The 22163-nt window shown below is 39.5% G+C and carries 14 protein-coding genes; 9 read left to right on the top strand and 5 right to left on the bottom strand.

Going from position 1 to position 22163, the window contains the following annotated elements; genetic code table 11:
• Positions 1-6 precede the first annotated feature (6 nt).
• Positions 7-3579, top strand: a complete 3573-nt coding sequence (locus IPM34_12260; GenBank protein MBK8956310.1) for a M36 family metallopeptidase — start codon at positions 7-9, stop codon at positions 3577-3579.
• Positions 3580-5154: 1575 nt separating this feature from the next.
• Here the strand turns inward: IPM34_12260 and IPM34_12255 are convergent.
• The 3 genes from IPM34_12255 to IPM34_12245 all read right to left on the bottom strand — a co-directional run bounded on the left by IPM34_12255 (position 5155) and on the right by IPM34_12245 (position 8140).
• A complete protein-coding gene (locus IPM34_12255; protein MBK8956309.1) occupies positions 5155-5589 on the bottom strand; it encodes a phosphoheptose isomerase in 435 nt (144 codons plus the stop codon).
• Between the two features lie 37 nt (positions 5590-5626).
• Positions 5627-6961: a hypothetical protein gene (locus tag IPM34_12250; protein ID MBK8956308.1), complete on the bottom strand. Its 1335-nt coding sequence runs from the start codon at positions 6959-6961 to the stop codon at positions 5627-5629.
• A gap of 183 nt (positions 6962-7144) precedes the next feature.
• Positions 7145-8140 carry an aspartate-semialdehyde dehydrogenase gene (locus IPM34_12245; GenBank protein ID MBK8956307.1) on the bottom strand — a complete coding sequence of 332 codons (996 nt, stop codon included), beginning with the start codon at positions 8138-8140 and terminating at the stop codon, positions 7145-7147.
• Positions 8141-8207: 67 nt separating this feature from the next.
• On the opposite strand from IPM34_12245, the gene IPM34_12240 reads away from it, so the two are divergent.
• From IPM34_12240 to IPM34_12225, 4 genes are all read left to right on the top strand, one after another.
• The gene (locus tag IPM34_12240) at positions 8208-10772 is read left to right on the top strand and encodes a lamin tail domain-containing protein (protein ID MBK8956306.1); all 2565 of its coding nucleotides are present in this window, start codon (positions 8208-8210) and stop codon (positions 10770-10772) included.
• 149 nt (positions 10773-10921) lie between these two features.
• The gene (locus IPM34_12235) at positions 10922-11899 is read left to right on the top strand and encodes an endonuclease/exonuclease/phosphatase family protein (protein ID MBK8956305.1); all 978 of its coding nucleotides are present in this window, start codon (positions 10922-10924) and stop codon (positions 11897-11899) included.
• A gap of 189 nt (positions 11900-12088) precedes the next feature.
• Positions 12089-13252 (top strand): PDZ domain-containing protein, encoded by a 1164-nt coding sequence (locus IPM34_12230; GenBank protein ID MBK8956304.1) that lies wholly within the window; start codon positions 12089-12091, stop codon positions 13250-13252.
• A gap of 253 nt (positions 13253-13505) precedes the next feature.
• A complete protein-coding gene (locus IPM34_12225) occupies positions 13506-14516 on the top strand; it encodes a bifunctional phosphoglucose/phosphomannose isomerase (protein MBK8956303.1) in 1011 nt (336 codons plus the stop codon).
• Here the strand turns inward: IPM34_12225 and lnt are convergent.
• Positions 14467-16224 carry an apolipoprotein N-acyltransferase gene (lnt, locus tag IPM34_12220; GenBank protein MBK8956302.1) on the bottom strand — a complete coding sequence of 586 codons (1758 nt, stop codon included), beginning with the start codon at positions 16222-16224 and terminating at the stop codon, positions 14467-14469. The genes IPM34_12225 and lnt overlap by 50 nt on opposite strands.
• Before the next feature lie 149 nt (positions 16225-16373).
• Between lnt and IPM34_12215 the strand changes: the two genes are divergently transcribed.
• From IPM34_12215 to IPM34_12205, 3 genes are read left to right on the top strand one after another with little or no spacing between them, the layout of a single operon-like run.
• A complete protein-coding gene (locus tag IPM34_12215) occupies positions 16374-16637 on the top strand; it encodes a type B 50S ribosomal protein L31 (protein MBK8956301.1) in 264 nt (87 codons plus the stop codon).
• Between the two features lie 42 nt (positions 16638-16679).
• Positions 16680-17882, top strand: a complete 1203-nt coding sequence (locus IPM34_12210; protein ID MBK8956300.1) for a glucose-1-phosphate thymidylyltransferase — start codon at positions 16680-16682, stop codon at positions 17880-17882.
• A complete protein-coding gene (locus tag IPM34_12205) occupies positions 17879-18580 on the top strand; it encodes a fused MFS/spermidine synthase (GenBank protein ID MBK8956299.1) in 702 nt (233 codons plus the stop codon). The genes IPM34_12210 and IPM34_12205 overlap by 4 nt, the downstream gene beginning before the upstream one ends.
• Before the next feature lie 55 nt (positions 18581-18635).
• Here the strand turns inward: IPM34_12205 and IPM34_12200 are convergent, their stop codons facing one another.
• Complete coding sequence (locus tag IPM34_12200) at positions 18636-20939, bottom strand: beta-N-acetylhexosaminidase (protein MBK8956298.1); 2304 nt, start codon at positions 20937-20939, stop codon at positions 18636-18638.
• Positions 20940-21515: 576 nt separating this feature from the next.
• Between IPM34_12200 and IPM34_12195 the strand changes: the two genes are divergently transcribed.
• The gene (locus IPM34_12195) at positions 21516-22121 is read left to right on the top strand and encodes a hypothetical protein (protein ID MBK8956297.1); all 606 of its coding nucleotides are present in this window, start codon (positions 21516-21518) and stop codon (positions 22119-22121) included.
• The last annotated feature ends 42 nt before the right edge of the window (positions 22122-22163 follow it).

Genomic DNA, 22163 nt, shown 5'->3' with positions numbered 1-22163 from the left:
ACATAGATGAAAATTATAATGTATAAATTATTGGTAGTAATACTTTTATGTATTACACATATTTCTAATGCGCAAATTCAGTCACCAATTGATGCCGGATTGCGTTTCCTGGAAACTCATGCAACTTCTATTGGCCTGTCGCGTGAAGATATCAAAGATCTGGCTGTTACGGATTTATACAGGTCAGAACACAATGGAATCACCCACGTTTATTTTATTCAACGCTATAAAGGAATAGAAATATACAATGCTATCACTTCGGTCCACATCAGTAAAGAGGGAAAAATTTACGATAGTCCTTCCCGTTTCTACAGGGATCTGGCTAAAAATATTACTGCAACCAAACCCCGCATCAGCGAAAGGGATGCCCTTATTGGTATAGTTAAACACCTGGATATTCAAAATGCTCTGATTCCTTCCAATATCTTGCGTCATGGTGATTCCGGACTTGAATTTCCAAAGACGAATTTTACGCACAGCAGTATCCCGGTGAAATTGGTTTATATGCCACTCGAAAATGGTTCGATCCGATTGGCATGGGACATGAGCCTGGATCTCACAACCAGCAATGATTACTGGTCAGTGCGCATCGATGCAATTACGGGTGAAGTGCTGGATAAGCACAATTTGGTAGTGAAGTGTTCCTTTAAACACAAACACCACAAACAGTGTATTCCAGATCCTGCAGTTTTTCAAAAGAAACCTGTTCCGGTAAAAGATCTACTCGAAAATATTCACAATTCGACTAAATTGTTGACCTCAGCGCCCGACAGCTACCATGTAGTGGCATTGCCCGATGAAAGTCCGAGACATGGCCCCCGGCAATACGTGGTAAATCCTGCGGATAGCAAAGCCTCTCCATTTGGATGGCACGATACCAATGGAATTGCCGGCCCGGAATACCTCATCACCAGGGGAAATAATGTACACGCTTATTTGGACAGGAATGGAGATAATCTTTCAGATGGTGGAGAACCCAACGGAGGCAACGATTTAATTTTTGATTTCCCATTTGATCAGTCGGGCGAACCGGATCAGTATAAAGAAGCAGCAACCGTCAACCTCTTTTACCTGAACAACATGATGCATGATATCAGTTATAATTTTGGTTTTACGGAAGTTGCCGGCAACTTTCAAACGAATAATTATGGAAAAGGGGGAAGGGAAGGAGATGCAGTTCGTGCTGAAGCTCAGGATGGATCAGGTACTGACAATGCTAACTTTTCAACACCAAACGATGGAAATGGTGGAAGGATGCAAATGTTCCTTTGGCTGGCTTCTCAGGAAGAAACTTACATTACCAAACCGGACTCATTTGCCGGTGCAGTTGATTGCAGAAGGGGGGGATTTGGCCCGGCTCCGGGAGCTACCCCAATCGAAGCAGACGTTGTGATCGGGAATGACTATTCAGCCAATCCCACATTAGGTTGTGTGAATGGATTTAAAAGAGCCGATGTCGAAGGGAAAATCGTATTGATCGATAGAGGCACCTGTGAATTTGGCGCGAAATCCCTCAATGCACAGCGTGCTGGAGCAGCCGGAGTGATCATATGCAATGGTGAAGATGGTTTCGTAAATATGGGGGCTGGGGCTGTAGGTGGACAAGTCACCATTCCAGCTTACTTTACAACCAGAACCATTTGCCAAAGGTTAAAAATGATGGTTACCAATGGTGGCCTCAGAATTCAGATCAAAAGGCCTGATACCAATGCAGGACCGGATAGCCTTGACGGAGATTTCGATAACGGCATCATTGCTCATGAATATGGGCATGGAATTTCCAACCGCCTGACTGGCGGACCTTCCAGTTCAAATTGCCTTGGAAATGGGGAACAAATGGGTGAAGGCTGGAGCGATTTTATGAGCCTCATTGTTACAGCGAAACCCGGTGATCAGGGAAGTATGCCAAAAGGAATTGGAACCTATGCTCTTAATGAAAAACCAGATGGATTCGGCATTCGCCGCAGGCTTTATACGAATGATATGACCATCAATGAATTTACCTATAAAAATGTTGACCCTGAAGTTCATAATCTTGGCGAAGTTTGGACAACCGTGATTTGGGATTTATACTGGGCTTTGGCAGATAAATACGGCTACGATCCCGATTGGAAGAATAAAAATGCAGGCAATAACATAGCTATCCAACTGGTATTTGATGGAATGAAATTGCAGCCTTGCTCTCCGGGTTTTATTGATGGTCGCAATGCTATACTCCGGGCTGATACCATCAATAATCAGGCGAAAAATGCCTGTCTCATTTGGGATGTTTTCGCGAGAAGAGGGATGGGATTTTTTGCCAAACAAGGTTCAAACAACATGGTTGGCGATGAAACCCTGAGTTTCCTGTCTGCGCCAATCTGCATTGATAAAATCTTGCTAACCAAACGTGCGGGTTATTATTCAACACCAGACAATTTTGTGCAAAACGACGTTGTAAAACCTGGAACTGAGTTTTATGTCACCCTGGAAATTAATAATTACCAACCGGAAATAATCAACAATGTGACTATTAAGGACCTGATTCCAACAGGTTGTTCTTATGTTCCTGGTTCTGCGAATATTGCACCTTCGGCTTCAGGCAGTGAATTAGTCTGGAATTTAGGTCAGATGAAATCTCTTGAAACGCGGAGAATAACGTACAAGCTGAGTACTAGTATTTCAATAGCTTCGACTACTAACTGGTATGATGATGTTGAACTTGGAGAAGACAATTGGGAAATTGATCTTTCCAAGGGCGACCAGATCTGGTACCGGGATGAGGGTTATGGAGTAGACCAGTCCTTTTCATGGATTGCAGAGGAAAAAGAAAATGGATCAGACGATTTTGTACTTTATTTAAGAGAGCCTCTTAAAATGCAAGGGAACGAACCTTCGATGTTATTTTATCACTTCTTCAATACAGAAACCGGTTTTGACGGTGGTATTGTTGAAGTTTCAACCGATGGTTTTGTCTGGAATCAGATAGCCCCTCAAAAATTTAGTTTGAACAGTTATACGGGACCAGTCAACTATCAGACATTCGTTACATTTAACGTTGAAGCTTTTTCTGGTCAAAGTAATGGGTTCATTCCATCGGTGGTCGATTTTTCAGATTTTAAAGATCAGGAAATTCAGGTAAGATTTAGGTTTGCAAACGATAGTTTGAATGTGAGTTCCAATACTTCTACCATTTTAGGTTGGGTCGTTGACAACATTGAATTTATCAATCCAAAATTTTACAATTCGGAAGTTTGTCTGACAACCAATGAAGGTGATCTCATTTGTACTACATTCCCCGGGAAAGGCGTTTTAGCCGATTCAGATAAAATCGTTGAAACCAATGCAGAAAGCAAACCTGCAGCAGTGAATGTTTATCCCAATCCAAGTGGAAATTACCTGATACTCCGATTGGGAGAAAATTCTGATTTTGACGAATTGCAATTTCTTAATCTGAATGGCCAGTTATTAAAAACAGTTTCAATAGAAACCGCTTCACAACTTTCAAAAGTCGACGTGCAGGATCTTCCCAAAGGAATGGTTATGCTTCGTTTTTCCGGAAAATCCGGCAGCATGATGAAGAAGTTGTTGTTAAAGTAAGTACAAAAAACTTAAGGTGGAGCATAGCGAATAGATAAGAAGCTTAAAGCGCAAAGCGATAAGCAGAAACCGTGGAGTGATTGGGTCCCGACATGAAATTGCTGAAATAGAAATACATCACCTTTATGTCGGGAAGAAAATTGCGATTATATAAAGATTACAGGATCATTAATTTAATCAAATTCCAGCCCCGCAGGGGTGGAATGTCAATAGAGAATAGATAAGAAGCTTAAAGCGCAAAGCGATAAGCAGAAAGCGCGGAGTGATTGGGTCCCGACATGAAATTGGTGAAATAGAAATACATCACCTTTATGTCGGGAAGAAAATTGCAATTATATAAAGATTACAGGATCATTAATTTAATCAAATTCCAGCCCCGTAGGGGTGACATATCAATAGAGAATAGAAATATTATTAATCCAGCCCCGTAGGGGTGGAATGTCAATAGGGAATGGATAAGAAGCTTAAAGCGAAAAGCGATAAGCAGAAAGCGCGGAGTGAGGGTATATAAAATTGCGATTATATAAAGATTACAGGATCATTAATTTAATCAAATTCCAGCCCCGTAGGGGTGGAATGTCAATAGGGAATGGAAAAATCATAAATTCCAGCCCCGTAGGGGTGACATATTAATAGAGAATTGAAATATTATAAATTCCAGCCCCGTAGGGGTGACATATTAATAGAGAATAGAAATATTATAAATCCAGCCCCGTAGGGGTGACATATCAATAGAGAATTGAAATATTATAAATTCCAGCCCCGTAGGGGTGACATATCAATAGAGAATAGAAATATTATTAATCCAGCCCCGTAGGGGTGGAATGTCAATAGGGAATGGAAAAATCATAAATTCCAGCCCCGTAGGGGTGACATATCAATAGAGAATAGAAATATTATAAATCCAGCCCCGTAGGGGTGACATATCCATAGAGAATAGAAATATTATAAATTCAGCCCCGCAGGGGTGACATATCAATAGAGAATAGAAATATTATAAATCCAGCCCCGTAGGGGTGACATCTTAATAGAGAATAGAAATATTATAAATCCAGCCCCGTAGGGGTGACATATAAATAGAGAATAGAGAATGCATAAAGCATTTAGGAATATTAGTTTAATCTGAATCCAGCCCCGTAGGGGTGACATCTTAATAGAGAATAGAAATATAATAAATCCAGCCCCGTAGGGGTGACATCTTAATAGAGAATAGAAATATAATAAATCCAGCCCCGTAGGGGTGACATCTTAATAGAGAATAGAAATATTATAAATCCAGCCCCGTAGGGGTGACATCTTAATAGAGAATAGAAATATTATAAATTCAGCCCCGTAGGGGTGGCATATTAATAGGGAATGGAAATATTATAAATCCAGCCCCGTAGGGGTGGCATATTAATAGGGAATGGATAAGAAGCTTAAAGCGCAAAGCTGAAAGCGTGAAGTGAGGATCTAAAGGTCGAAACGTCGAAAAGTCTAAAGGTCTAAAGATCGAAAGGTCAAAAAGTCGAAACGACAAAAGGTCAAACTTCGAAAAACCTTTTAAAAATAACACCTGTCAACTGACATCTAATTTCAAGGTTCAAAAACCTGAACCTTCTTAGTGATTTCTACAAATTCTTTGGTGAATTTTCCTTCATAACGGGTCGCACGGACGATGTGATTGTCGATCCAGTGATAATTGCCACCTCTGGGTTTATTTAACAATAAAAAATGATATTTGAATCCGTGGGATTGCAGCCATACTTCTGTGATCTCTTTATGCGCATCTGTTCTCGAAGTAAAAAAGGTGATGATATGACCTTCTTCGTACCAATGGTTTATAACCTTTAAGGCATCAGGATAGGCCTCGGCTGTCTTCATCCTCTCGGGTTCTTCGTTGGGGATGTCTTCGCAAATGGTACCATCTATATCGATGAGAAAATTTTTAATTTCTGCTGGCAGTCCGGGGGAAATCAGGTTTCCCTGGTCATCAAACAATTTATGGAGATGGATTTTTTCTGAAATCATTTTGTGAAATTAATCTTGGGATGATAAATGTATGAAATTATTCCTCCTCCTGGTCTTTTATTATTGGATCATCGGGGAATGCCTCAGGTAAATTCGACGAGGTGATTTCTGAGGCTTCACTGGCTTCTGCTTTTTTATTGTCCTTTTTTCTGGATCCTTTTATCGTGGATTTAATTTCTTCCGCTGCTTTTACCAGCTTTTCCTGCACTTCTTCCGGAACTTTTTCAAGAGAATCTTGAATTTCATCCGCAATTTGCGCTTTGATTTTTTCTTTTTCTTCCTCAAATTGCTCTTTCCTTTCGAGCCTTTTTTTATTCTTTTCTTCTCTTTTCTTAATTTTCTCGTTCAGCACCTCGAGTTTGGCCTTGGTTTCAAGCAACTCTGAGAGCTTGGCCTGTTTTGATTTCAGGCGCTCTTCGATCATTTTAATTTTTGCAACGCGTATTTGTGCTTCAAGCTGGCCGTCGGTATTGGCTATTCTTTTATTTTCGAAAAAAATATTCTTTTCTTCGAATTCAATGGATTGTTCGATGCGTTTGATGGCCTGAATAAGTCCTTCAAATCGTTTGCTGAATTTTTGCTGACCGGAATCATCAGTTCCATGCTGATGCTGTGTTTCTCTTTTTTCGCGAATGGATTTAAAACATTCGTTGATTTTGGCCAAAATATGATCCTTGTCTTTTCGACTGAGTTCTTTTTCTTTCAATTCTTTTTGCAATTGAACGAGCTCATCAAACTGGGGTTTGAGGACCGAACCTCCCTGAATCTTTTGCGTTATGGCTTCCAGCTTATCGGTAAAATAAGTTGAGATTTCTTTCGATTTCTGATTGAAAACAGATTGTTGTGCTTTGCGAAGTTTTTTGAGTTCTTCAAAAAGCGAGTTGGTTTTTTCTTTAAGCGAATCAGAATGATCTCGCAATATATTTTTATCAAAGATATGTTGCTGGACAGTGCTCCAGAATTGTTTGAGTTCATCCCATAATTCTGAACTGTATTCTTCTAGTCTTTTGATTTTATCACCAAGATCTTCGAGTTCAGTTTTAAAGTTCTTATACAATTTCGTAGATAAGACAATAAAATGCCATTCCAGTTGGGCTCGCTGAATCACATCTGATTTTTCAACTTTCAGATCTTCCGGGAGGATGGTCTCGGCCATAGTGAGTTCGATGGTTCGGTTTTCAGTGCCGTCTGGTAAATCCAAATCGGAACCTTCCCTCCAGGAGCTCATCATTAAATTGTAAAATTCTTCAGTAATAGCGGATTCGGGAATGCTCCAAATAGCAACCTGATTTTCCTCTGCATTGAGAGAAATTGCCAGCAATACCCGGTTTTCGTCTTTATTGGTCCCCCAAATAACCAACCTGGATCTCATGAAATAATATTTTCGATGCTAAAAAATTGAATTCGTTTCCCTCTCAGACAGAGGCATTTGTTTAATAATTTATCTTTCGAGATATGAATTTTCAAATCCACACCTGATACTTAAGCTTTAACGTTTAAAAGGTGCAAAAATCAATCCAAAATTCGTATTTTCCAATAAAAATTAAGTACGGGGTCAAACCAGCCCCTTTTCAACCAGCAATTGTGCTATTTGCACTGCATTTGTAGCAGCCCCTTTTCGCAAATTGTCGGCGGTGATCCAAAGATTTATTGCCTGAGGATGCGAGGGATCTAAACGCAATCGTCCGACAAATACCTCATTTTTATTTTTGGCCTGCAGGGGTGTGGGGTATTTAAAGTGGGCAGGATCATCCAGCAATACAACACCGGGTGCATGCTCCAGCAGTTTTTTAATTTCGTCCAATTGAAAGGATTTGCGAAACTGAACATTTACGGATTCGGAGTGGCCACCATGAACCGGTACTCTCACCGCTGTTGCGCAAATCCCAATGGAAGGATCACCCATGATCTTATGCGTTTCATTGACCAATTTCATTTCTTCTTTGGTGTAGTCGTTATCCAGAAACGAATCGCATTGGGGTATACAATTTTCAAAAATTGGATGATGATAAGCCCTTGGTTCCGGTACAGGTTTGCCATCGCGTTCAGCTTCATATTGATAAACAGCTTTCATGCCTGTTCCGGTGAATGATTGATACGTTGAAATGACCAATCTTTCAATACCGTAAACCTGGTGAAGTGGAAAAAGAGCAACCACCATTTGAATCGTTGAACAATTCGGGTTTGCAATAATGTGTGTATGAGCAAGAATGGACTCTGGATTAACTTCGGGAACCACCAGCGGGCAATTTGAATCCATCCTCCAGGCAGATGAATTATCAATAACAAACGTTCCGCGTTCGGCAAATTTTGGTGCCCACTCCAGGGACGTTTGTCCGCCTGCTGAAAAGATGGCTATGTCGGGTTTTGAATGGAGGGCATCTTCCATACTTTTAACTATGTGATCTTTCCCTTGCCAGTGCACCGTTTTACCTACGGATCTTTCAGAGGCCACTAAACTCAATTGGTCAAACTTGAAATTCATTTCATTGAGCACTTCGAGCATGGTTTTACCAACCAATCCTGTAACTCCGACAACTGCTAGATGCATGTTTATGTTTTTATTTTTTGCAAAGTTAAAATACAAGGACCAGCTAAATAATTATTAACTTCGCATTATGAGACACATCCTAAGCATCCTAATGCTGTGGGCAGCAGCGCATTTAACTGCTCAATGGTCAGATCCTTTCAACTCTGTATTTCATGAGGATTGGACTGGCGACCGGGAAAACTTTGTGGTCAACTCCAGGAATGAATTGCAACTGAACGCGGCATCAGCAGGTAAATCGGCGATATGGAGAGCTGCAGTAAATGCAGATTCCATTCGATGGACTTTCGATGTCCGAATGGAATTTGATCCTTCAGTGTCCAATAAACTTGAAGTTTTCCTTCAATCTGATCGAGATGAATGGCCAGCCAATGAAGCATTGGTTTTGGAAATCGGAGAAAATGGAAGTGAAGACAGCTGGAAGATTTATCATCTGAAGGGAAATGGAAAAATTCTTTTGAATGCCGGACTGCCGGAATTATTTGCAAAAGGACCATTTTATGCACGATTTCATATTTACAATTTGCAAAATCAGTTCTGGAAAATTTACGTTCAGGATTTGCAAAATGGAAATTACCTCGATATTAAGGAGTTTAGCTACAGTCGGCCGGTTACAGATTCTTTATTTTATTTTGGACTCCATTGCACCTATACAGAATCCCGTAAAACTGCTTTTTATTTTGACGAAATTTCGGTAGGTGTGGATCGCCAATCGCCGAAGATTACAGGTCATCAAATCGCAGACGAAAAAGCACTGATCTTTTCTTTTGACAAAGAAATTGATCCGTTTTACAGCAGCGCGATCAACCAATATCAATTGCAGATTCACGGATTACCGGAAAATCTGGAATGGATTGATCCTTCAAGTTTAAAGCTGACTTATAAGAATGATATTTCTGGTTTAAAGTTTGATACGCTGATTTATCAAAATGTGAAAGATGTCATTGGGAATGAAGTTTTATGGGCAGCCTACCATTTTCAATTGAATTATAGTCATAAACCTCAATATCTGGATCTGATATTTACTGAATTGATGGTAGATCCTTCTCCAGCCTGGATGTTGCCCGATGCAGAATATATTGAAATTTACAACAGGTCAGCCAATTTACTAAACCTGAAATCTTGCACAATTTCTGACGAAAATACCTGGGTGGAATTTCCAGACAGCCTATTGGCTCCTGGTGAGTTTGCCATCTTATGTAATATAGCTGATGTAAATGCATTCCGTGCATTTGGTAAGACCATTCCTCTTGAGAAATGGCCTTCCTTGAACAATTCAGGCGATTTTCTTGAATTGAGAAATGACCAGGGAGAATTGATTCACCAGGTCCAATATTCGGAAAATGATTTTAACGATCAGGATAAAGCGGATGGTGGGTATGCATTGGAATGGATTCAAAAAAAATCTTTGTGCGATTTGCAGACTACATGGAAATTCAGCAAACATCCTCTGGGAGGGACTCCCGGATTTGAGAATTCCTGGGTCAGCGAAGTAATTGACACCAGGGGTCCACAGCTGGTAGATATATTTCCACTGAGTATTTGGGAAATCAAATTGATTTTTAACGAAAAACTTCATCCAGAAACAACCAGGTTTCCTGGAATATTTCACATGTCTCCTTTAAAGGACATCGTTTCAGCAGAATTTACAGAGCGCTCAAATGAATTGATTCTGTTGCTGCATCAACCCATGGATCCGGGAGAAATTTATAAACTCAAAACGGATTCAATCCGCGATTGTCACGGTAATCCTACAGATTTTGAAAGTCCGGAAATAGCTTTGGGTCAGGACCCAAAACCGGGTGAGCTGGTTTGGTCTGAAATCCTTTTTAATCCTTATTCGCTGCATTACGATTTTGTAGAAATTTTCAACAAGAGTTCAAAGTACATTTCACTGAAAAATCTTTCATTTTCTGATGGCAGCGAATCTGGCAAAGATTATCCATTGAGATTTGACGAGGTTTTAAAACCAGGAGAGTACCAGGCATTTACCGTCGATGTGGAAGACCTCATCTCTGTATATCCTACTCACAACAGGTATCAGATTCTGGAACTTGATCTGCCCTCATTACCTGATGAAGGAGGTAAAATCGTGTTGAATCTGAATTCAGGAAATGAAAAAACCACGATTGATAGCTTGTATTATTCTCAAGACTGGCATCACCCTTTTGTTGAGGATGAGGAAGGGAAGTCGCTCGAGAAAATTAATATGAATTTACCTTCTTCTAAGAAAGCATCATGGACAACGGCAGGCCATTGGGAAGATTTCGCTACTCCGGGTCTTCCAAATAGCCAGAAAACTGAACTCAAATTCGATTCTTCAGGGGTGCTATATACCTTGTATACTCCACGGATCAGTCCCGATGGAGACGGGTTTGAAGATCAGATCCAAGTTGGTATTCATACGAGTAAGCCTGCTTACTATTGCGATATCAGTTTGTATTCCTTGTCGGGAAGCCTGGTAAACCTCATCTATCAAAGTGAAGTTTACGACGGACAAATTATCAGTTGGTACGGAGATGACCTTCAGGGAAATGCGCTGCCTGCAGGAAACTACATCATGGCTATCAGTTTATTGCATCCTGAAGGAGTTAAATTGAGTTTTAAGGAAAGAATCAGTTTACTGAGGAGGTAAATAAAAAGCAAACAAATTTGCTTGACTATTGCAGGACATGCAAAATTTAAGGATAGATCTTTTCAGAACTTCGTTCAATCAACCACGAACAAAAATTTATAAGTATTATTTCAATTAATCAGTATTTCATACTTGATGATTCTGATTCGATGCTTATTTTTGTTTATAATACACATGAATTGTACAAATATTTTCCAAAAATTCAATGGGTTCTCATAGTCTGCATAGCAGCAGTGAGCTTGTTTTTTATCATGCCACCGGTGGGCTGGTTATGGGTAATAAAAATTGCCAATTATGCCGTTCATTGGATGCTTATATGTTTGTTGGGTGGGGTGGTTGCACTTTTTTTAGAAAGCGAAAAATTGTTGTATACCTGTATGATTTGCTCTGGTTTGATGGCTTTTTATTTGATGAATTCATTCAATACCGACCTGAAGCTGGCAAAGATGACCAGTCCGAATGCCATACAACTGGCATATTTGAATCCGGCAGTAAGTAAAAATTCCTTAGAGGAAATTCTTGAGTTGGTAGATCAGAAAAATGCAGATGTCATCGTCATTGAAGAGTTTACTCCTGAACTGGTAAGTGAAGTCATTAAATTTAAGAGCCGGTTCCCGCATCAGTTTTTACTCCCAAAGTCCGATGCTCTGGGTAAAGCTATTTTGTCAAAATTTGAATTGGCAAATAAATCTGAATACGAACTTTTGGAAAATACATTGATCAGCTTATATACTACAAATAGCAGAAATGATAGTTTTCAAATTATGATCAGTAGCCATTTGCCACTAATAACGATGATGTCTTATCGAAAACTGAATCAATTTCTTGAGGAACTTTCTATAAAGTTGGTCAATGCTTATCAAAATTTTATTTTAGTTGCAAATTTCAATCTCGTGCCCTGGTCCAGGGAACTACGAAAGTTCAGAGATGTTTCAGGTCTCATTACAAGTAGAAGGGATAATGCAGATAGAAATTCCAAAGCGGGGAATCTCGATATTTTAAATACAACCACCATGGAAGTCATGTACAGCAAGAATTTAGAATGTTCTTATTTTGAAGTAATTCTTGACTCTCATGATAATCCTTTGGGCATTATCGGCCGCTATCAATTAAAGTTTAAATTTTAATTCGATTTTCTAATTTGAACTTTCTGCCAAGAAGGATTTGACAAGCTTATGTGCTCATGAATTTATTCTGATAATCCGTATATTGTGCAGTTAATGGTCATTTCAAGTATTATTATGATCAATACCTTAAATAAATATCGAGCTGGGACCCAATTCACCATCCGCTGTTTATGTATCGTAATACTTTGCATGACCAATCTGGTCACAGGGTCATCGGGCGATCAGGCTATTAGAATCCCTTTCAGATACGTCCAATCATTTATCATCATTGATGTTCAGCTGGAAGAATTAATCCCTTTAAAATTAATTTTCGACACGGGCGCGGAGCATACCATTTTGTTTGAAAGTTTGTGGACTGATATTTTCGAAAATCCTTATCAACGAGAATTAAAAGTTATAGGGTCAGATCTTCAGACAGAGATCCCGGCAAAGCTGACTCCACCCCGGATGCTTAACTTTGGTTCTAAATACAAATGTACTTCTTCATTGATAGTTTTAAATGACCAATCCACTAATATTTCGCAGGTCATTGGAGAGGCTGTTCATGGAATTTTAAGTGCTTCATTGTTTAGTCAATTTGTTATTCAAATTGATTATACAAAAAAATGGATTGTTTTGCATCCCCTTTCCACTGTGGTGCCCAAAGGCTTTACAGAAGTGGATATCCAAATTTATAAAAATAAACCATATTTGGAAGTCCAATTTCTAAGAAAAGGGAAACAATTTCAAAAATTAAATTTATTGCTGGATACCGGGGCGAGTTTGTCTGTATTGATGTACAATGATTCAACCTCAACGATGTCTTATGCAGATAAAATGATTCCTGGTTATCTGGGTAGTGGCTTAGGTGGACTTCTTACTGGATTTGTAGGCAAAATATCTGCGATCCATTTGGATACTTTTTTACTTTCAAATGTAGTTTCACATTTTCTTGTTGTAGATACGGAGTTATCCAAATCTGAAAAACAAAATAAACAGGGAGTTCTTGGTAATGTATTATTGGAAAAATTTGATATTTACCTGGACTATATGAGAGGTAAACTTTTTTTGAAGCCGACAAAGCGATTTGCAAAAGAAATCAGGTACGACCGGTCAGGAATGCTCGTGATCAGTGGTGGGCGTGATTTGCAGCGTTATTACGTTTCTCAGGTAATACCAGGTTCTCCGGCTTTTGATGCAGGCATATTGCCTGGAGATGAGCTTGTAGCTTTCAAAGGTTGGCCACGTTCCTTAATAAGTTTGGATAAAATATTATCCGATCTTCAGGGAGATGTGGGTAGTAGAATTAAAGTAAAAGTGAAGCGGGATGGAAAAAAAATGAAATTCGTATTTTATCTCCGCAATTTAATATAAATTACTTTGAGACAATCCTCCATATATGCCAATCTCAAAGGAGTATTTTCGGGTTTTTATGTGTTGTCATTAATTAATAATAATTTTTTAACAAATGGTATGGAAGATCTTTAGTCAGTATCCATAGGGCAAATTACTTCCACTCTGATTTACATGATATTGTTTTCAATAATATTGATTTAGATGGACCGGGAGATTTCATCCAGGCTTACAAAAATAAAATCTAATTTTGCAATTTCCAATCCGTAAAGCTATGGAACTTACAATGATGGATATGGTTCAGAGTTTCCCTGATCAACTTGAGGAATCGCTGGAGTTGTTTGCCAAAACCAATTTAAGAAAGAATGATGCCGGGTTAAGTAATATATATGTCAGTGGTATGGGTGGATCTGCAGTTGGAGCAAATTTTGTGGAAGCCATCATAAGAAATGAATCGATGTTGCCCTTTTCAGTGGGCAAATCTTATTCAGTTCCTAATTATATTTCTCAGCATACTTTAGCGATAGTCTCGTCTTATTCCGGTAATACGGAAGAAACCATTTCTGCATTTCAGCAATTATTGGCTAAGAAGGCCAGGTTGATCGTAATCAGTTCCGGAGGTGAACTTTTACGTTTAGCAGAAGAGTTGAAAATTGATTATATAAAATTGCCATCAGGTTGGTCTTCACCGAGGGCATGTCTTGCCTATTCATTGTGTGCTCAGCTATTCACTTTGGAAAAACTTAATGTCATCGGACCTGATTTTATAAATCAAATCGAATCGGCAATTCAATTGATCCGGAACAATAAAAATGGTATCAATGATCAAGCCTTGCAATTGGCAGAATTGATCAAAGGAAAATGGCTGGTGTTTTATAGCTCCGATCGATTTGAGCCGGTTTCCATACGAGCCAGACAGCAAATTAACGAAAACAGTAAGATGCTGTGTTGGCATCACGTCATCCCGGAAATGAATCACAACGAACTTGTGGGTTGGAGGTGGAATCACCCAACCCTTGCTGCAATTTTTATTCGCGACCATGGAGATTATCACAGAATTCAGGCCCGGATGGAATTGACAAAAGAAATTGTCAGTCATTATGCCGGTTCAGTTATCGATGTATTTTGTATGGGAAATTCCTTTTTGGAGAAATCGCTGTATTTGGTTCATTTATTTGATTTGCTAAGTGTCCATCTTGCCGAATTCAATGCTGTGGACTCTGTTGAAGTTCGCGTCATTGATTTTTTGAAAAACGAACTCTCAAAAATGGCTTTGCCGAAATGATCAAAATGATCAATGCACCCAGCAGTGCTAGTTTTATAATGTAATCTCCATGCTTTAAATAAAAACTTTCATATGTAGAGAAAAACATATTTCTGCGTATGGCAGCTTCTTTGCCATAATTCGTCGCATCCAGTATGTTTCCTTTCGCATCGATAAAACACGAAATTCCGGTATTCGCAGAACGAGCGATGGGTTTCCGGTATTCGATGGCGCGCAAAGCACCAAAATAGAGGTGTTGACGGTAACCGGGCGTGTTGTCCCACCAACCATCATTCGTCATGATAAATATAGCTTGAGCTCCTTTTTTGATGTAATCACCGATGTAGGCACCATAAATGGATTCGTAACAAATAACCGGTGCAATTTTTAAATTTCCATTTTCAAATACAGCTCTTTCTTTCTGCTTTCCGAGCCCATGAATGGATCCACCCAATTTATCGACAATGGGCTTTAAAAAGGGAAGCCAGCGCCGATAAGGAAAGGTTTCCACACCCGGAACCAGTTTAGACTTAACATAAACTGGAAAATCGGTACTGTGCGCACATATTTGAGTAGCACTGTTTTGTATTTCGTAATAAAGGGAATTTAAGCTTTTGTTGCTTTTACGTGCGGCATCTGTTAAATCTTCACCTTCTTTAAAAGTGCGGATGGTGCTTAGACCTGTTACCAGACAAGTATTTCCATACATTTTACACAAGTCCCCCATTCTGGAAATTCTCCAATCTTTATGGAATGCCCCAACTTCGGGATATTCAAAACTGGTTTCCGGCCATAATAAATACCGGGTATTCGCAGTAATCACCTCTCTTGATAATTTTTCAAACCGGATCATCTGCAAATTCTGGTCGACAGAAAATTTCTCAAAATGAGGTTCGTAATTGGGTTGTACAATACCCACTTCAACGGCCTCACCCGGATACGAGGGTCTTTTGGATATTTGATGAGATATGAAAACAGGCATTGCTAACCAGATTAACAAAGCGATGATGGCATAAATTCTGTATCTGATTAAAGCGATTGACGCAAACACCACAACATTGGCAACTAAAGCCCAGAGACTGCCCCCAAAAGCTCCCGTATATTCATACCATTGTATCCACTCCGGGTAGAATGCAAACCCATTACCCAGACTCAACCAGGGCCAGGAAATTTCCCATTGATGGTGGCCCCATTCGTAACATAACCAAATAAAGACAAATGCAGGGAGCCAGAAATTTGGCTTTATTCGCTTGATCTGCAGGGCTAATAACCAGGGAATGCACATAAAAAGACTGTTGAGCAGGAAGGCTACAAGGCCGGGAATCAACGCTGCATTGGCCACCCAGTAGGTAGCAATGATGTTCCAAACCATAAAAGCGTGAAAGGCATAATATCCATGGACCCGCAGACGACAAGTTCCTTGGTGTTCATAACGGAAGGCAGCATAAAGCAAAGGCGTAAAACCCACAAACAACAGTGGACTGGTAAAAACAAATGCTTTACCTAACAGCAGTCCGCTCAGACTGCTCATGATCAAATAGAAGAATTGCCGACCATCAGACCAATAAATCCGGCTGAGTGCAAGAACGATCACCATCCAGGTGCCCAGCAGCAACCAAATTGGATTATTGCCCCAGAAAGGTTTTCCCAACATTTGTGCTCCCCCGTAAAGAGCAGCAAAACCGGCCAATACCAGGAATATAAAAAGAAAGTTTTTATGAAATTTCATAGCCTGTTATCCTCTGGGAAAGGTACAAAATTCAGGTAATTCATATTGTGAAGATTTGATTATCAAGCAGTTCGGATCAAAAAAAGGATTTTGTTTTTATTTGATATTTCTAAAAAAATACTATCTTTGCACTCCAAATTAAAAAGGCCATGAAAAAAGATTTGCACCCAGCTAATTACCGCTTTGTTGTTTTTAAGGATTTCTCTTGTAATGAGGCCTTTCTTACGCGTTCCTGTGCGGCCACGAAGGAAACTATCGTTTGGGAAGATGGGAATGAATACCCACTCATCCGACTTGAAATTTCCTCCAAATCGCATCCTTTCTTTACCGGTAAAATGAAATTTATCGACACTGCCGGACGGATTGATAAATTTAATAAGAAATTCGCAGGTTCGAAATTTGCTAAAAACTAATAAAATCTACCCCGTAACCTACGGGGTTTTTTATTTAATAAAATGAGGAATCTCATTCTTTTCGATCCGGCCCACAACGGACAGTTTAAGCCCTTATCCTGGGCAAGGCCTTTGGCAACTTTTCGTTTGGGTATGCTCACGATCCAGGAAAAATGGGCACTTTATTTCCATGCACAGACCAGCCATTTCTGCCGCAAAGAACTCGATTCAAGCTTTCCTGCCAATATTGCTGATGATAATTATGTAATTCAGGGTCATTTGCTTCCAAATGAGGACCTCTGCTCTGTTATTTCAAAACTGTCCGTTGGAGAAATTTTGGTTTGTGGGGAAGATTGGGTGGCCGGTCATTTTAATAAGCAACAATGCCAGAATTTTTTAGAATCAACCGACTTAAATCAATTTCAACAGCAACAAGTTGAAAAACACCTGATAAGAGGGATCTCAAAACTTTGGGAGTTGTTTCAATGGAATGGCATGGAGCTTGAACGCGACTTTCAGTTCGTTACCAAAGGAAGGGTCTCGGAGCCGGTCCATGAAAGTAATCGGGTAATGGGTCAAAAGCTTTTTATAGAAAAAGGATCAAAGGTTTGGGCAAGCTGCCTCAATACCCTGGAAGGACCCATATATATAGGTCACAATGCTGAGGTCATGGAAGGATCCATGTTAAGGGGACCTTTGGCTGTTGGCGATGGATCCATTATCAAAATGGGATCGAAAATATACGGACCAACTACCATAGGGCCGGAATGCAGGATTGGCGGTGAAGTCAACAACACTATTTTTCAAGCTTACTCCAACAAGGCTCACGATGGCTTTTTAGGAAATAGTGTCATTGGTGAATGGGTCAATATCGGTGCCGATACCAATGCTTCAAACTTGAAAAATAATTACGAAGAAGTGAAACTTTGGAATTATGAAAGCAAGAGATTTGAAAAAACTTCCAGTCTGTTTTGTGGGTTGATTATGGGCGATCATTCGAAGTGTGGTATCAACACCATGTTCAATACCGGTACAGTTGTAGGTTATGGAGCCAATGTGTTTGGCTCTGGATTTCCTAGACAATTCATACCGGATTTTGCCTGGGGTGGTGCTTCGGGTTTTTCCACTTTTACACTCGATAAATTTTTTACCACTGCAGCAACCGTTATGGAGCGCAGAGGGATCCGGCTCACTGAAAACCAAAAACAACTCATGGATTATGTTTTTCGGGCAAGTAGTGGATTCCGGAATTGGGAAAATTTATGAATGGGTTTACGATCAAAAAACCCAATCTGTTCTGGAAAATTCTGAGTTATTTCGCAGACCTTCCTATCGACCATCTCTCATCGGAATTCAATCCAAACATCGGTTTGTATCTGTCTCGCGGCCAATTTAAATTGGTCAGCGACAATGCAATTTATTCGTTTGGGATGCAGTACAGACATTTTGTGGCAGCATTCCGTAAAATCAAAGTTCACATTCGGAAGCCAAAAAATATTTTAGTTCTCGGATTGGGAACCGGGAGCATTCCTCAAATGTTGCAATCTCAATTCAACATCACCGCAGATTTCGATTTTGTGGAACTCGATCCTGAGATTGTTTTTTTGTTTGAAAAATACCTGGATTTCATATACACCGGACCTTATAAAATATACTGTAAAGATGGATTGGATTTTCTCGAATCAAATTCAAAACAGTATGACTTGATTTGTATGGATATTTTTGAAGACAGTACAATTCCAATCAAATTTGAATCTGAGAAATTTCTCAGCTTCTTGAATTCAGCTTTGGCATCTTCCGGTATTTTGCTTTACAACAGACTGCATGCCACCCCGGAAGATCAGGAATTGAATAAAAAATTCCTAGAGACATTTTCAAAAGTTTTTCCAAAATATCAGGTCATAAACCATGAATACAATTGGATACTGGTATCTGAAAAAAATCAAGCAAGCTTTAATGCTTAACAGCGTTAAGAATTGCTGATATGAAAGTTAAAAAATTATTGATGAAGCGTCTTGGTTACTTTTTTATCTGAATTTCTCCGATAAACAACCAGGCATTCTTTCCGGCACCTGGGTATAATTCCGGAATTTTTCCCTGGTTCTTTACCAGGATTTTTATGAATCTTGCAGATTTATGGTGTAAAGGAATTTCCGGTTGCAGATGCCCGGTTTTGGTTTCAGAAATCTGGTATTTAACAAGTTCTGAATAGGTCATTCCATCCTCACTTGTATAAATATTAATTTCTGATGGCCGGTGGATCCACGATCCGGGATCGTGATACAATTGGAATAACAGTGATTTGACTAATTGCTCCTGCCCTAAGTCTATAACCGCACTAAAATCCTTTCCTTCCATACCTACCCATTCAGGTCCACCGAATTTGTTGCCGGGAGCTTCAATGCCATTGAGCAAACACTGGCTGCCTCCACTGAAATATCGTTCGGCAGGAGCCTCCAAAAGTGTTATTTGTTTTCCTACACCCAAATGTTTTTGAAAAGTAATTCGAAGCGGTTTGCCAATGTATCCATCTTCCAGCTGATACCAGGCTTTGAACTGTACATCCTTGTGAAGAATGAATGTATCGTGTGTTAAATATTCACCAACCACATCTCCTTCTCTGGTAGATTCAACCAGGATCTTTCCTTTCATTGCCGGCTTGTTGAAAGAAAGTTCGATCCCATCTTCACCATATCTGGTCTGGTAACTCAGATCCAGCATGCTTTGAGTGATTTGCATTTCTTCCTTCTTAAACCAGGGTATGTGGGAACCAAGCCTGCTCAAAAATCCTGGGTAATTTTTTTGATCGGGTGCTGTCCAGTTGACTTCTGAAAGCGCTATGGCCCTGGGATAAGCCATATATAGTACTTGTTGAAAATCCGGCATGTATTCTGTCCAGACATTTCCCTGTGCCCCCAAAACGTACGAACGTTCGTTAGCTTTGAGCTCAGTTGGGACCGGTTCAAAGTGATAAGTTTTTTCCAGGGAAGTATAGCCTCCAATGGCCAGGGGTTCTGTACTGTTTAAAGATTGATAATGATCAAAATAACAATGGGAGCCCGGACACATGATCACTTCGTGCCTTTTTCTGGCAGCATGGATTCCACCTTCATTTCCACGCCAGGACATCACGACTGCGTTAGCAGGTAATCCGCCTTCCAGTATCTCGTCCCACCCAACAAGTGTTTTCCCTTTGCTACTTAAATGCTTTTCAATGTTTTTAAGAAAATAACTTTGTAGATCTTCTTCCGTTTTCAGATTTTGTCTTCTTTTCACCGCCTGACATTTTTCGCAGGCTTTCCAGTTTTCTTTTGGAACTTCATCGCCACCAATGTGAATGTATTTTCCAGGAAACAAATTGCACACTTCGTTTAGAATTTCTTTTAAAAACCATATGGTGGTATCCTGGGTACAATACACTCCTGAATTGAAAACGCCCCATTTACATGCGACATCTCTCAATTCTCCATTACAACTGAATTCCGGATAAGCGGCCAGGGCAGCCGTGCTGTGGCCGGGCATTTCAATTTCAGGAATTACATCAATATAAAGTTTTGATGCATAATCCACTATTTCGCTGATATCCTGCTGGGTATAATAATAATGATAAGTGCTCGAATCATACACTTCCGGATATTGACTTGCATGGCCTTTTAAAGTGGCCTTCCGACTGCTGCTGATTTCCTGGAGCTTCGGAAATTTCTTTATTTCTATCCGCCAACCCTGATCATCTGTGAGATGCCAATGAAAAGTATTGAACTTAAATCTGGCCATCAATCTTAAATATTTCTTAATGGATTCTACAGGATAAAAATGTCTGCTTACATCCAGATGCATTCCTCTGTACTTAAATCTTGGTTCATCTTCAATTAAACAATAAGGCAATGTTTTTTCAGCAAAGTGGCTGGAATTCAGCTCGTATAACTGCGAAAGGGTTTGCATTCCCAAAAACCAGGCTTTCGCCGAGCTGCCTTGCAACCAGATACCGTTTTTAGTGATGCTGATTTTGTAATATTCATCCCGGCCTGGTTTATCGATGTGGGAGAGTGTCAAACTCCTTGTTGATGGTTTATCAATCTTTTTTTGCCGGTTCAGTTTTAAAATTGGAATTTGAAGAATTTCCCGGATGCTGTTTGCGATTTGTTCAGCTTCCAAACTTCCCGTAGGTATAATTATTTTATCAAGCTGATTCAAACTGTAGTTGCCTCCTACAACCCGAATCGATTTTGGTTTTGGGATGATGGGAAAATCGCGATTTAAATCCGATTGACTATTGACAATGAATTGATTAAGTATAAGAAAAAAAATGAATGTAATTCTCATGGTTTGGTAAATTCTGCCTGGTAAAGTTCAATCCTTAAGAACTTCGCAGCATTTTATTTATTGTACAAAGATACCTATTTTTAAATTGAGGATTTCACCGGGGGTCGAATTGTCAGCACCGTTATTTTTACGTGCTAACAGTTGGAATTCTTGTTATACCGGGAGATTTTACTTATCGGAAATCAGTTTGGATGGGTTGTAATATCAAGCTCCCGCGACACATTGATTTCCCGAAATCAGAAAAATTGAAAATGTAAAGGCGGAGATGCGTGTCTGAAATTCAAATTCCAAGAGAAATTTCTAACGGATGCCATCCAGGTACTATTCAATATTCTAAATGATTAGGTTCATTGGAATATGAGAATAAATGTTCATTTCTGCCTGAGCAAGGGATCAGAATCTGCCTTATTTAAAAATTAACCTTATAGAACGTCTTATTCCCTCCGATTAAGAATTAATGAATATTATTTCATTGGGAAGTACAGAAGTCCTGAGATGTCTGTCTACACAATCCATTTGACTTTTATTTTATTACAGCTTTGATTTACCTTTACATTCTTAATTTCGAAAGTCTCTATGTTTACACTTAATATTTATTTAAAATTTGCCCTGATCGCATTATTCCTGGGTGGGGGCCTGGTTCTGGCATTTACAACCGGTTTTTGGTATGCATTTCCCTTATTGCTTATTGGCCTGATCTTGCTGGTCAGTTATGTTTTACTGGGTACGGTGCAATCTGCTGCCATGTTTATGCAATCAACCGACTTTGAAGCCTGCGAAAAAAGGTTGGCCTTAACGCTGTTTCCCAATTTGCTCTATGTAACCAACAGAGCTTACTATTTTCTGATCAAAGGCAGCATAGCCATGCAACGAAATAAGACTGAAGAAGCAGAATCCTGGTTGACAAAAGCACAATCTCTCAAATTGCCTTCAGATAATGAAAAGGCCATGATCCTCATTCAAATGATCAATATTCATTTGACCAAAAACAGAATGACTCAAGCTAATAATGCATACAGGGAACTTAAAAAATTAAACATTACAATCGATGCATTTAAGGATCAGATGAAAATGCTCGATGATGTGATGAAACAACAGGGAAGGATGAAGATGGCAGGGCAAATGGACCAAAGAATGATGTTTCGTCCCGGTGGTAAACGAAAAATGCCAAGAATGAGATAATCATGCCAGACCTGATTCACAAATGGAATGCAAAATTCTTTC

The sequence above is a fragment of the Saprospiraceae bacterium genome (genome assembly GCA_016716185.1).
Classification (GTDB): Bacteria; Bacteroidota; Bacteroidia; order Chitinophagales; family Saprospiraceae; genus Vicinibacter.
The sequence above is the reverse complement of the archived record's forward strand: the minus strand, read 5'-3'. Positions and strand labels throughout refer to the sequence as shown.

Excerpts from the sequence above, each read along its gene's own strand:
- IPM34_12250 (MBK8956308.1), bottom strand. The coding sequence starts at position 6,961 with ATGAGATCCAGGTTGGTTATTTGGGGGACCAATAAAGACGAAAACCGG.
- lnt (MBK8956302.1), bottom strand. The coding sequence starts at position 16,224 with ATGAAATTTCATAAAAACTTTCTTTTTATATTCCTGGTATTGGCCGGT.
- IPM34_12225 (MBK8956303.1), top strand. The coding sequence starts at position 13,506 with ATGGAACTTACAATGATGGATATGGTTCAGAGTTTCCCTGATCAACTT.
- IPM34_12195 (MBK8956297.1), top strand. The coding sequence starts at position 21,516 with ATGTTTACACTTAATATTTATTTAAAATTTGCCCTGATCGCATTATTC.
- IPM34_12205 (MBK8956299.1), top strand. The coding sequence starts at position 17,879 with ATGAATGGGTTTACGATCAAAAAACCCAATCTGTTCTGGAAAATTCTG.
- IPM34_12255 (MBK8956309.1), bottom strand. The coding sequence starts at position 5,589 with ATGATTTCAGAAAAAATCCATCTCCATAAATTGTTTGATGACCAGGGA.
- IPM34_12230 (MBK8956304.1), top strand. The coding sequence starts at position 12,089 with ATGACCAATCTGGTCACAGGGTCATCGGGCGATCAGGCTATTAGAATC.
- IPM34_12260 (MBK8956310.1), top strand. The coding sequence starts at position 7 with ATGAAAATTATAATGTATAAATTATTGGTAGTAATACTTTTATGTATT.
- IPM34_12200 (MBK8956298.1), bottom strand. The coding sequence starts at position 20,939 with ATGAGAATTACATTCATTTTTTTTCTTATACTTAATCAATTCATTGTC.
- IPM34_12240 (MBK8956306.1), top strand. The coding sequence starts at position 8,208 with ATGAGACACATCCTAAGCATCCTAATGCTGTGGGCAGCAGCGCATTTA.
- IPM34_12245 (MBK8956307.1), bottom strand. The coding sequence starts at position 8,140 with ATGCATCTAGCAGTTGTCGGAGTTACAGGATTGGTTGGTAAAACCATG.
- IPM34_12235 (MBK8956305.1), top strand. The coding sequence starts at position 10,922 with ATGCTTATTTTTGTTTATAATACACATGAATTGTACAAATATTTTCCA.
- IPM34_12215 (MBK8956301.1), top strand. The coding sequence starts at position 16,374 with ATGAAAAAAGATTTGCACCCAGCTAATTACCGCTTTGTTGTTTTTAAG.
- IPM34_12210 (MBK8956300.1), top strand. The coding sequence starts at position 16,680 with ATGAGGAATCTCATTCTTTTCGATCCGGCCCACAACGGACAGTTTAAG.